The 11,661-nt window shown below is 36.0% G+C and carries 12 protein-coding genes; 10 read left to right on the top strand and 2 right to left on the bottom strand.

Annotated elements, in window-relative coordinates:
* The first annotated feature begins 9 nt into the window (after positions 1–9).
* From AB6N09_RS02125 to AB6N09_RS02100, 6 genes are all read left to right on the top strand, one after another.
* On the top strand, positions 10–876 hold the full coding sequence (locus AB6N09_RS02125; protein ID WP_411131313.1) for a 4-(cytidine 5'-diphospho)-2-C-methyl-D-erythritol kinase: 867 nt from the start codon (positions 10–12) through the stop codon (positions 874–876).
* A 3-nt stretch (positions 877–879) separates the two neighbouring features.
* Complete coding sequence (locus tag AB6N09_RS02120) at positions 880–1,245, top strand: Mth938-like domain-containing protein (protein WP_411131312.1); 366 nt, start codon at positions 880–882, stop codon at positions 1,243–1,245.
* A 1-nt stretch (position 1,246) separates the two neighbouring features.
* A complete protein-coding gene (locus AB6N09_RS02115) occupies positions 1,247–2,056 on the top strand; it encodes a metal ABC transporter permease (protein ID WP_411131311.1) in 810 nt (269 codons plus the stop codon).
* 59 nt (positions 2,057–2,115) lie between these two features.
* On the top strand, positions 2,116–3,114 hold the full coding sequence (holA, locus tag AB6N09_RS02110; RefSeq protein WP_411131310.1) for a DNA polymerase III subunit delta: 999 nt from the start codon (positions 2,116–2,118) through the stop codon (positions 3,112–3,114).
* A gap of 116 nt (positions 3,115–3,230) precedes the next feature.
* A complete protein-coding gene (gene dut / locus AB6N09_RS02105) occupies positions 3,231–3,692 on the top strand; it encodes a dUTP diphosphatase (protein ID WP_411131309.1) in 462 nt (153 codons plus the stop codon).
* 109 nt (positions 3,693–3,801) lie between these two features.
* Positions 3,802–4,419 carry a hypothetical protein gene (locus AB6N09_RS02100; RefSeq protein ID WP_411131308.1) on the top strand — a complete coding sequence of 206 codons (618 nt, stop codon included), beginning with the start codon at positions 3,802–3,804 and terminating at the stop codon, positions 4,417–4,419.
* A 743-nt stretch (positions 4,420–5,162) separates the two neighbouring features.
* Here the strand turns inward: AB6N09_RS02100 and dapE are convergent.
* Entirely contained in the window at positions 5,163–6,368 is a 1,206-nt protein-coding gene (dapE, locus tag AB6N09_RS02095; protein ID WP_411131307.1) for a succinyl-diaminopimelate desuccinylase, read from the bottom strand.
* A 42-nt stretch (positions 6,369–6,410) separates the two neighbouring features.
* On the opposite strand from dapE, the gene AB6N09_RS02090 reads away from it, so the two are divergent.
* Positions 6,411–7,769, top strand: a complete 1,359-nt coding sequence (locus AB6N09_RS02090) for an iron-containing alcohol dehydrogenase (protein WP_411131306.1) — start codon at positions 6,411–6,413, stop codon at positions 7,767–7,769.
* Between the two features lie 9 nt (positions 7,770–7,778).
* Here AB6N09_RS02090 and dprA read toward each other — a convergent pair whose 3' ends face one another.
* On the bottom strand, positions 7,779–8,873 hold the full coding sequence (dprA, locus tag AB6N09_RS02085) for a DNA-processing protein DprA (protein WP_411131305.1): 1,095 nt from the start codon (positions 8,871–8,873) through the stop codon (positions 7,779–7,781).
* A 61-nt stretch (positions 8,874–8,934) separates the two neighbouring features.
* On the opposite strand from dprA, the gene AB6N09_RS02080 reads away from it, so the two are divergent.
* The 3 genes from AB6N09_RS02080 (at position 8,935) to AB6N09_RS02070 (ending at position 11,295) form a co-directional block, all read left to right on the top strand.
* Positions 8,935–9,309, top strand: coding sequence for a ferredoxin family protein (locus AB6N09_RS02080; protein ID WP_411131304.1), 375 nt, complete (start codon positions 8,935–8,937; stop codon positions 9,307–9,309).
* Between the two features lie 224 nt (positions 9,310–9,533).
* Entirely contained in the window at positions 9,534–10,556 is a 1,023-nt protein-coding gene (locus tag AB6N09_RS02075; RefSeq protein ID WP_411131303.1) for a D-alanine--D-alanine ligase, read from the top strand.
* Positions 10,537–11,295 carry a cell division protein FtsQ/DivIB gene (locus AB6N09_RS02070; protein WP_411131301.1) on the top strand — a complete coding sequence of 253 codons (759 nt, stop codon included), beginning with the start codon at positions 10,537–10,539 and terminating at the stop codon, positions 11,293–11,295. The genes AB6N09_RS02075 and AB6N09_RS02070 overlap by 20 nt, the downstream gene beginning before the upstream one ends.
* The last annotated feature ends 366 nt before the right edge of the window (positions 11,296–11,661 follow it).

Here is an 11,661-nt window from a genome sequence, read left to right as displayed (position 1 = left end):
GATATACAAATGAAAAGTTTTTGTGTAAAGGCTCCTGCAAAAGTTAACCTTTTTTTGCATGTTGTAGGGAAAGAAGAAATAGGGTATCACTTAATTGAAGGCTTATTTGTTTTTGCCAATCTTTCCAATTTTTTGGAAATAAAGGTAGGTGAAAAGGATTTCAGATATGATAACTCTATAGTTGAATTTGTAAATTCTAAACTTAGAATAAATAACAGGTACAACACCGTAATGAGAGCAGTTAATCTATTGCTTAGATATGCTCCTGTGCGAACTAAAGTCATTGTAAAGGTTGTGAAAAATATACCAATTGCTGCGGGTTTGGGTAGTGGCTCCTCAGATACTGGGGCTATAATACGTACACTAGGGAAATTATGGGAAATTGATAGATCAATCTTAAATGAAATAGCTTTAAGCGTTGGTGCTGATGTTCCTGCAAGTATAGATAGTAAGCCGGTTTTGGTTAGAGGTATCGGTGAAGAGTTGTGTCTCATAAAAAAATTCTCTTTATCAACAAATATAGTACTTGTAAAACCGAAAAAAAAGTTTTTGAGCACACCAGAGGTATTTTCCAAATATAAAGGGGATTTTTCAAAACGAATTGAATGGAGTGGTGATGCTGAGGAGGATCTACTGAAGCTTCTCAAAGAGACGAAAAACGATCTTCAAGAGATAGCAGTAAGTCTTGTGCCTGAAATTGAAGATGTGATACTAGCACTAGAGTCACAAAAAGGCTCTATACTGTCTCGCATGTCAGGCAGTGGTGTAGCGTGTTTTGGGATATTCGATAATGAAGAGAATGCAAAAGCTGCTGCAGCGAATATCAAAGAAAAGCAGCCAGAATGGTGGGTATGTGACACTCAATTAATAACTTGATTTATGGAAATAATTCCTTTAGCTTCTACGAATAAAAACTTTATAGGCAGTTACGGAAAAGGAAAATTTTTGGTGAATGATCAAGAATATCATAGCTCAATTATAATTTTTCCCGAAAAGGTGATTGAATTAAAAGAAAGTGATATAAATAGTAAGGAGCATTTTAAATCTTTTTTAACAGAGGAAATAGAAATTTTGTTGATAGGTACAGGTAAAACACGCAATGCATTAAATTCTTCGGTGAAATCCTATCTCATGGAGCAAAAACGTTTAAGTTTTGAATTTATGACAACGGGTTCTGCATGCAGAACCCATAATGTTCTGATATCAGAAGACAGGTTTGTTGTCACTTACTTAAGAGCCATATAGCATGCTTGAAATGTTTTCACAGGACTTTTTCATCAACAGCCTGATTGCGATAGTTATAATTGGCCTTGTGACAGGTGCACTGGGGTCATTTATGATATGGCAGAGATTATCATACCTGGGTGATAGCTTGTCTCATTCTTCGTTGCTTGGCGTTGCACTGGCTTTAATTTTTAAGACTACTCCCTCAATCAGCATAATGTTTATAGCAATTGCTTTTGCAATACTGATTTCCCTTAATTTTGATAGGTTGTATTCTGTTGATACGATATTAAATATCGTTACTAACGTAGTTTTATCATCAAGTTTAATACTGATATCCTTTCTTCCATCAAGAAATAGCAGCATTATTAGCTCGCTATTTGGCGACATATTAACACTGGAGCAGAGTGACATAGTATTGATTTTTTTAACTTCAGTAGTGGTTACTTTGATATTAGCATTTAGATGGCGCTACTGGCTAATAATTTCAATCAACCAAGATTTAGCAACAGTTGAAAAGGTTAACGTGAATTTAGTCAGGCTAGAATTTTTAATTACTCTCGCCATATTTATAGCAGTTTCTGCTCAATTAATAGGAATATTACTCATTGCTGCATTTTTGTTAATACCGGCTGCATCTGCAAGGCTTATCTCAAAAACTCCAATGCAGATGGTTATCATTGCAACGGTTTTTTCTGTGATCTCTGGAATATCAGGTCTTATATTATCTGCAAGTTTCGACTTATTAACAGGACCTGCAATTATACTTATTGCAGCTGCATACTTAATTATCACTTATTTTATGAAGTTGATATTAAGTAGATTAGCTTAACTTCACTCTAGGTGTTAACGATCTAATCATATATAATCAAATGAGATGATATAGAGCGTATGAAAGTTACACCATCTAAGATCAAAAAATTTCTAGAGAAACCTGATACTTTAAGTGGTGTGTTAATTCATGGGAGCGATAATAGTAGGATTGATTTTTTCGTACAGGAGATAATTGCCATTTTAGGTGAGTATTCAGTTCAGGTGATGGACTTTGCAACAGTGAATAAGTCACCTGGTTTATTACTTTCTGAGTTAGCAAACGTTTCGATGTTTGCTAACAAGAAATTAGTTAAGCTGATAAATGTAAGTGTGAGTATATCTAAAGAGTTAAAAAGCGTATTGGATCATAATACAAATGATCATTACGTAATGATGATAGCAAATGATCTACCATATAGTTCTGCAACTAAAAGTTATATGGAAAGCTCAAAAATTTTTGGCGTAATTGCTTGCTATAAAGATAGTGGTAGTAATCTTTACGACATTGTATCCAGTTACTTGAAACAAAATGACATAAAATACACAAACGAGGTAATCTACCATTTGCAATCTTACTTTAATCTTAGCAAGCTACCTATATACTCAGAACTTGAGAAATTAGTTTTGTACCTAGGAGAGAGAAAGGATCTTAAACCTGCTGATGTAGAACTGTGCCTTTCAGCTTCTAGCAATGATTATGTTACACTTGATAACCTGTGCTCTGCTATAGCAAATAAAGATATGGCAAATTTCATCAAAATTTCCGATACACTGATATTACAGGAGAATTTTTCACCGATAGCGTTAATTCGTATTATATCAAATTATTTCCTGCGCCTTGAAACCGTTTTGCTGTCGATACAAAGTGGAATGAGCGAACAGGCTGCAATTGATCAGCTGAGTCCCCCATTGTTCTTCAAGCAGTTGCAAAGTTTCAAGCTTCATTTGAAAAATTTTCAACTTTTAGAACTCAGAAGGATCTTAGAAAGGTTGATAAGATTAGAGGTCATCTGTAAAAGAACTGATTTAGATCATAAAATGATCTTTCAACATGCACTGCAAATGGCTGACACTTGAGATATTAGAGCTAAACTGTGGCACAAATTGTAGCTTTCATATCAAGCACCGAAAGATGTTGTTTATACTTTTGCAGATACAATTTATGTGCTATAATTTAAACTTTGATAGATAAAGTGCAAAGAAGTAACATGAAAGTAGAAGTAAAAAGATTATCACATGGAGAAGATCTGCCTCTTCCGTGTTACGCAACTACGCAGAGCGCTGGTATGGATCTTTATGCTGCGCTGAATGACTCTGCTATTTTAAATACGCTTGAAAGGCTACTTATTCCAACTGGAATTATAATTGCAATACCAAGTGGGTTTGAGGGACAAGTCCGCCCGCGTTCTGGCCTTGCTGAGAAACATGGGATCACTGTCTTAAATTCTCCTGGTACTATAGATTCTGATTATCGAGGTGAGGTTAAAGTTTGCTTGATTAATTTCAGCAATCAACCATATGAAATAAAAAGGGGAGATAGAATCGCACAAATCCTTGTTACTGCTGTGTCTCAGGTGATTTGGGATGATACAAAAAAATTCTACGTAGAAGAAACTGACCGAAATGCGGGGGGTTTTGGCTCAAGTGGTAGGTAGTTTATGCAAATGTTACCTATCAGTTGATTTTTACATCAAAAAATTCTTGACCGAGGTGATTTTTTACATATAATTTTAAGTATATTAATAATTTATTAAAGAGGTAGCTATGCCAATTTTCAAAAACAATTGTGGTCAATTCCACAAAATGAACACTGCACTTGTTGCACTTACTTCTCTGTATGTCATAGGCGCAGCGGCAGCACTTTTATCACCATATTGGGCATCTTCATATCCAGTTCTAGCTCCACTTGTAGCTTTTGCAGCTACATCACTTGGAATGGGTATATTAGCAACTGTTACTGTTGCACTAATTGGTTTAGCAGTATATGCCATCATTAAAAATAATGAAGTATCTGAGGAGAAAGCTCCGAAGGTTACTAAGGATGGGTTGTCAGTAAGAAGAGATGTATATGAGGAAATGAAGAAAAATAACCAAGTTAAAGATGGTAATGCTAAGCCAAGTCAATATTATATAGACTTCAACTTGAGAAACAAGAACTACCGTATTATTGTTGGTGATCAGTTTGACGAGGAGCAAGGTAATACTTTACTCTTCAAGACATATTCACTAGAAGTGAAAGGCGACGGAGGTAAATATGCTCAGGTGACTAGTAAAGATAAGGAATTGGAAGCATTAGGGTTAAAACAATCTAGTGATGAGATTAACACTTATTTAGGCAAACTTTCTTTTGTTACACTTGCTCAACAAGGAAAAGGACAATAATAAGCAGTCAGCTTAAGTAAAACAAAGAGGTAGGCTAAGTCTGCCTCTTTTTCTTCTAAAAATTCTTGAATTTCGAGCACCACGCAAGTTGCACGAACATTGTTTTGGGTCTACAGCAGGGTGCCCCAAGTAGTCTATTCTTCTGTCATTCCAGCGCGTGACGCACAACTGTACGAACATTGCAATTAGCAGGTAATCTGCGCAACAGACGGTGTCATCCCAGTGCTTCGACATTGGGATCCAGTTTTCCATAAAAATGGTGCATTTTAACATAACTTTTATGCTTACCTACTTGATAAAATTCCAGAATTTTAGCGTCACGCGCTGGGATGACACCACTTGTTGTAAAAACAAATGTTCGTTCATAGATTGCAACTAGCTATAAACATTAAGAAATTTACCAGACGAGAAAAAAAGGCGAAAAAATCCCTAGTGGCGAGTTTTGACTCTATAATACTTTAAATTGGCGCTATAATAATTTGCTGACGCTTAGTTCAAGCGTGATTTGGCTGAATATAGAAAAAATGAAAAAGACATGCAGCCGCTATAATTTAATACAATCCGCCAAAAATACCCTGAGTTTTTTACTGAATTTTGTGATTGAGCCTGCAGATCAAAAATAAGTTTTGAGTCAGAAATACCCTTGTTATTATGATAAGGGTAACAGTGAAGGTTGTCAAGTAGTTTTTTTAGTTCTGTTTTTATGGCTAAAGAAATCTAAATGCCAGTCGGCTACTTGCACTTCAAGATAACAATGGACCGTCAGGTATATTACCAATTACATTGATCTGATTTAATATCTTATTAGTGTGGTAGAAATAATTTTTTATAAATTCCTTATATATAGCTGTCAATTTGTGTATATCGTCCACTGACACGCATTCATTTACCTGATGTGCAGTTTTGTTGACCATACCAAATTCAATCACTGGACAAACATCTTTGATAAATGCAGCATCAGATGTTCCGCCGCTTGTGCTCAGCACAGCGTCGATATTGGTAACTTTATTTATTGCATCAAGCATAATATCAGTGTCCCTATCGGGAGTAGAGAGAAAAGCGCCCCTGCTGCTATGCATAGAGAGTTTATAATCGTTGGTCACACTTGAGCATATTTCATCGATCAACTTATATAAACCGCCAGGTGTTTGCATATTGTTGTATCGAATGTTGAAACTTGCAGTTATTGAACCAGGTATTAGATTGTCAGTATCGTTTTTAATATCAATAGTAGTAATCTCGCAGTTTGAAGGCTGAAAATATCTATTACCATGATCAAAAGTAGTATTTTTCACCTTATCTAATATCGACATCATCTTATGTATTGGATTATCCGCAAAATCTGGGTAGGCAACGTGCCCTTGTCTTCCATAGCAAATTAACTTGAATGTTGCGGATCCTCTTCTGCCTATCTTTATAGTATCACCCAGTTTTTCGCTAGTGGTTGGCTCAGCAACTATGCAATAATCTATCTTTTTTTGCTTACTTTCCATCCATTCTAAAACTGCCTTTGTTCCATATTCTTCCGTACTCTCTTTAGCGCTGGTAATCAATGCACTTATTGAACCATTGAATTGAAACTTTTCCTCAATTAAATTTACCATGGAGGTAATAAATGCGGCTACTCCGCTTTTCATGTCAGCTGCTCCTCTTCCATACAACATTCCGCCTCTCACTTCCGGCTTAAACGGATCGAACTGCCAATCCTTCAATTGACCTGGTGTTACAACATCAACATGGCCAGCAAAACATAAGTTTGGCACCCCATTTATATATTTCGCATAAAGATTTTTAACTCTAGTTCTACTATCACCAAACTCTAAAATCCTACAGTCAAAACCACTTTTCTTGAGAATTGCCTCTATGTGTTCTATTGCTCCACCATCCTTTGGTGTTATACTCTTAAAAGAAATCAATTTCTTAGTTAGTTCTACAGGGTCAATCTTCATATCAACCTTGAAATACTGATATTACTATATTGTAGACATCTTATGCATTATTTAAAACAAATATTACACCAAGCCAAGCAAACTCTTATAAGGGAAGTAATAGTAGATCATCACCTCGTTGACGATATCTATGAAATATGCACACAACACGAAAATGATATTTTCTTAGTTGCAGATGAGAATACAGCAGAGCTTTTGAATAAAAACGTACTTAATAAAATTTCTCACCTAATTGTTCCTATTAATACCATTAGGCATCTTGCAAAATCCTATTTCATCTCGGATGCTTCCAAAATTCTGTCATCCCAGTGCTCCGACACTGGGATCCAAAAAAAAGAAGTATGGATTCCAGTGTCAAGTACTGGAATGACATCAGGTAGAGAAATGATACCAGACAGTGTTGCTTCTCTCGAAACCGTCAATCTAGTTAGGAACAAAGCAAAAGATAGTGATCTAATAGTCGCATTCGGTGCTGGCACTGTTAACGATATTTGCAAATATGCAAGCTACCTCGAGAAAAAAGATTACATATCGTTCCCAACAGCAGCTTCTATGAACGGCTATACCTCTGCAAACGCTTCAATATTAGTAGATGGGCATAAAAAATCATTCGTAGCACATCTCCCCAAGGCAGTATACATCGACATCAATATAATCGCCGACGCACCACTGCGCCTTACATTAAGCGGATTTGCGGATTTTATCTGTCGTTCAACAGTAGAGGCCGATTGGCTACTATCTCATCTGCTACTTGGTACAGAATATAATGCATTACCTTTCACACTTGTTCGTGATTTGGAGCAAATCTTGCTCAGAGAACATCTAGCGCTTGCAAAAAGAAGTAAAAAAGTGGTCTTATTACTTATGGAAGCCTTACTAATCTCAGGACTTGGAATGGTGATATCAGAAGGCAGCCATTCTGCGAGCCAAGGAGAGCATATGATAGCTCATGCAATGGAAATGGTAACAAAAGATTATTCTTCACTACATGGCGAAAAAATTGCTGTTACAACGCTTACCATGGCTAATTTGCAGGAAAAGATATTATCAATACAAGATCCTACCATTAAACCAATCACTTCAGATGTAAAGCGTGTGACTGAGTGTTTTGGTAATACCGAATTTACAAAAATTCTAGAGCAGAAAAAAATTCTGCAGCAAAAAATTGGAGGGATCATTCATAAGGAATGGAATAATATTTCCAGCTTAATTAAGCAAAATTTGTTACCTGCAAGACACCTACAGGAAATATTTGAAGATTTATCAATTCCACACTTACCAGAGCATTTGGGCTGGAACCAAGAACAATATTGCAAAGTAGTAGATTTTGCATTTGCAACAAGAGACAGATTCACCTTTCTTGACTTGGCTCACTGCATAGAAGAAAGTGAAGTTTTGTAGCTAGAGCAATCAGAAAACTATTGACACATTATTCTCTGGTGATCGCTCTATTTTACTTTCCAGCTCCAGTTCTAAAAGAGCCATTAAAGCCAGGTTTGTGGGCAGTCCACTTGTTAAGATGAGCTCATCTATATCAATGTGTACAGAGTTGATATGACTCACTATGACGGACTTTGCTTGTTGCAATTTTCCCTGTTTCCCACTCTCCTTGTTAACGTGCTCAACATCAAATAGGCTCTTTTGCCGAGGAGGTAAACTAAACCTAATACTCTCTATTATATCGTCAGCGGATTCGATGAGTTTAGCACCGTTCTTAATTAAATAATTGCTACCACTAGAGCACAAATCCAAATGGAAACCAGAAACTGCAAATACCTCTCTTCCTTGATCCAAAGCAAAATTTGCTGTTATTAAAGAACCGGAACTTTTCGATGCTTCAATCACTGTCACACCTAGTGATAAACCAGATATAATTGGATTCCTTTGAGGAAAATACTGAGGCTTTGGTTTAGTTGCAAATGGAAGCTCAGTAATTACTAGCCCACCATCTTCACTGATTTTCTTGTATAGATCAGAATTTTCTCTTTGGTACACTACATCAATTCCACTCGCTGTAACAGCAATTGTAGGGTGATTTTTGTATATTACGCTGTTCGCTGCAGTGTCGATCCCCCTTGCAAGCCCAGAAACAACAATGAACCCCGCTTCACTCAAATCAAGTGCCAGCTTGCTGGCAAAATTTCTTCCACTGACTGAAGAGTTGCGCCCGCCGATTATTGCAATTATCTCACGACTTAATAACGACACATCACCAAGTGCAGTTATTACGGAAGGACAACCAGGTATATTTCTTAAAATGTTAGGGTAATCTGGATCACATGCAGCTATGATTTTGGCTCCAATTTTCCTTGCATTATTGATTTCTTTTCGTGCATCTTGAATGCTATATACCTTTTTATTTTTAGTGAGCCCATCGAGATATTTTAACGCTTCATCCAGTGACCCACACGCTCTTATTACACTAGAAAACTTTGTTGGTCCTAAAGCTCTAGCTAGGCTCAACCATATCTCTAATTCTTCATTGCTCAATTTATTTATCTGCATAAAGGGCTTGAATTTCTTATTAACTTAGTGTACCAAAGATAATATAAATATACAGTGTTTTATGACGCATTTTGTTACGGATAAATGCATAAAATGTAAATATACAGATTGTGTAGAAGTGTGTCCTGTTGACTGCTTTTATGAAGGCAAAAATATGCTCGTGATTAATCCAGATGAATGTATTGATTGCGGAGTGTGCATACCCGAATGTCCGGTAGATGCAATTGTAACTGACGATTTTATAAAAGACGTTTTGGAACTAGATGAAAAGTTATTGAACAGTGAACAAAAAACCTTCAAATCATTCTACAATATAAACGTAGAATACTCGCAAAAGTGGCCAAATATTACGGCTAAAAAACAACCTCTGGATGAAGCAGAAGAGTATAAAGAAAAAAAAGACAAAGCAGCTTATTTTGGTGAAAATCTAGAATAATGCTACTGAAGGAAAAGGAAACTTTCACGGTTGTTGCTCTTGATTGCTGGTAGTGGTTGTGCTGTTTGTGTTTTTAATATTATTCAACACCAACTAATCCGTTAAAGCGTAGTAGAAAGGAGATTTGTCAAATCATCGGTAAATCTAAATTACTTTAGCTATAGCAGTAGGTTTCTATTGAAGGTAAGAGCATCTTTTATGTATACTATATAGTAAAACATAGAGTGCTTATGTTTCCAACTATAGCAATTCTGACTGGTGGATTCTCTCGTGAAAGGGAAATATCACTGATGAGTGGAAAAGCAGTAAAAAGGGAGCTTGACAGCCTTTCATATAATACAACAGAAATAGATGTTGACAGCAACATCGCTGAAAAGCTTAAAGAAATTAATCCTTATCTTGCTCTTATTGCTCTGCATGGACATTATGGCGAAGATGGTTGTATTCAAGGTTTATTGGAAATTTTAGGTATAAAGTATACACACTCAGGAGTCATGGCTTCAGCTATTGCTATGGATAAAGCAATGTCCAAGCATATATTCCAATCGCTCGGTATTGACATCTCAAAAGGTTACATAATTAGTCGAGAAGATGTACTAAAAAACAACATTAAAATTGAATATCCGTACGTCTTAAAACCGATCAATGAAGGCTCAAGCATTGGAGTACACATAATTTTCTCGCATGAGGATTACTTAAAATTAAAAAACGTGTTTAGTGTCATTCCAGCGCTTGACCATGAAAAAGAAAAATGGATTTCAGTGTCAGCTACTTGGATGACAAAAGACTATTCAAGAGACTTGATGATCATAGAAGAGTATATACCTGGTGTAGAGTTACAAACTGTTGTATTGCTAGATGAGGCGATTTGCACTATGGAAATAAGGCCAAAAAATAAATTCTATGATTATGAGGCAAAGTATACAGATGGGCTTGTAGAGCATATATTTCCTGCTGAAATTCCTGACGATATATATAAAATGACCTTGGAATATGCATTGAAAGTTCATCGATTTTTAGGATGTAAAACTATCTCTCGTTCAGATTTTCGTTATAACACTAAGGATAACACTCTAAAAATGCTTGAGATCAATATACACCCTGGCTTTACTGAGTTATCGTTAGTGCCAGAAATTGCAAAATTGACAAAAGGAATTGATTTTAATGAATTAGTTAAAATTATCGTTGAAGATAGTTTGCAACACAAAAGTATTAGAGACCAAGTAAATGCTGAGCAATGTTACTAGAAGCCAAAGGAGTTTCCTGCGTAAGTGTGCTTTGGTTATTATAATAGCACTCTTTCTTACGCTAGTACTCTATAGCTCGTTTGATAAAATCACAAGTCGATTTAATTATTACCTTACTTGGTGTAATGATCGCTTATCTAGTTTGTTACTCAGCGGTGGGTTTTCAATCGATGAAGTAGTTGTAACTGGCAATAAATTCACAAACGAAAAGGACATTCTAGGTTTGGTAGATAAAACGCAACCGATTATGTGTGTATCACTTTCAAGACTTGCTGATAGCATACAGTCCGTAAGCAAATGGATAAAACACGTAAGAATTTATAGAACTTTGCCCAACACCTTATATATTAACATAGATGAACATAAACCGTTTGCTCTCTGGAAAGATGGCAACAGGACTTCAGTAATCGATTCCGAAGGTAAAGTGATTACAGACGACTATCCGATAGATAATCTTGTTGTAATTACAGGACAAAACTCGTTATCGAACCTAAAATTTGTTAAAGACATACTAGGAAGCAAAACTCAATTGAGTGGCTACATTTCTTCTTGTGTTTATGTAGGAAATAGAAGATGGAACATCATGCTTGATAACGTTTCTACAGTAAAACTGCCTGAAGATAATCCCCATAGCGCATTGGATTATCTAACCCACCTGCAAAACACAACTGATTTTACTTTCAGTGATTGGAGCATAATTGATATGCGTATTGCCGACAAAATCTTTGTGAAGAGGTGATCTGCTGTCATCTAAGTAGATAACAGTGGAAAAAAGCTACCTCATAGAAACAAAAAAACTACTTGACAAATTCCTCAGGTTCTCCAATTATAGTATTGGAGCTATTCATTTAGCTTCAATCTGTGCAGATTAAACGATGAAAGTATCACGGTTGGCGTCTCATGTTTAATTTTTCGCACTATGTGCACCTCACGTCTTTATTAATTTCACCTAGACTTCTAGGTTTTTGCCTATACAAGCTGAAACGCGCTTATAAGTCGTTCAAGACAGTATAGTACGCCAATTTGTAGGATTAGAGAGTAAGCAACTTCTACTACTGGATTCTTTTGCCTTTTTCTCCATCTGGTAAATTTCTTAAATATTTAT

The organism is Wolbachia endosymbiont of Tettigetta isshikii, assembly GCF_041154185.1.
GTDB lineage: Bacteria > Pseudomonadota > Alphaproteobacteria > Rickettsiales > Anaplasmataceae > Wolbachia.
This window is presented reverse-complemented; position numbering and strand designations above follow the sequence as displayed.

What these genes read in the sequence shown, in the direction of transcription:
- AB6N09_RS02125 (WP_411131313.1), top strand. Translation starts at nt 10, where the DNA reads ATGAAAAGTTTTTGTGTAAAGGCTCCTGCAAAAGTTAACCTTTTTTTG.
- AB6N09_RS02090 (WP_411131306.1), top strand. Translation starts at nt 6,411, where the DNA reads ATGCATTATTTAAAACAAATATTACACCAAGCCAAGCAAACTCTTATA.
- AB6N09_RS02070 (WP_411131301.1), top strand. Translation starts at nt 10,537, where the DNA reads ATGCTGAGCAATGTTACTAGAAGCCAAAGGAGTTTCCTGCGTAAGTGT.
- AB6N09_RS02115 (WP_411131311.1), top strand. Translation starts at nt 1,247, where the DNA reads ATGCTTGAAATGTTTTCACAGGACTTTTTCATCAACAGCCTGATTGCG.
- holA (WP_411131310.1), top strand. Translation starts at nt 2,116, where the DNA reads ATGAAAGTTACACCATCTAAGATCAAAAAATTTCTAGAGAAACCTGAT.
- AB6N09_RS02120 (WP_411131312.1), top strand. Translation starts at nt 880, where the DNA reads ATGGAAATAATTCCTTTAGCTTCTACGAATAAAAACTTTATAGGCAGT.
- AB6N09_RS02100 (WP_411131308.1), top strand. Translation starts at nt 3,802, where the DNA reads ATGCCAATTTTCAAAAACAATTGTGGTCAATTCCACAAAATGAACACT.
- dprA (WP_411131305.1), bottom strand. Translation starts at nt 8,873, where the DNA reads ATGCAGATAAATAAATTGAGCAATGAAGAATTAGAGATATGGTTGAGC.
- dapE (WP_411131307.1), bottom strand. Translation starts at nt 6,368, where the DNA reads ATGAAGATTGACCCTGTAGAACTAACTAAGAAATTGATTTCTTTTAAG.
- AB6N09_RS02080 (WP_411131304.1), top strand. Translation starts at nt 8,935, where the DNA reads ATGACGCATTTTGTTACGGATAAATGCATAAAATGTAAATATACAGAT.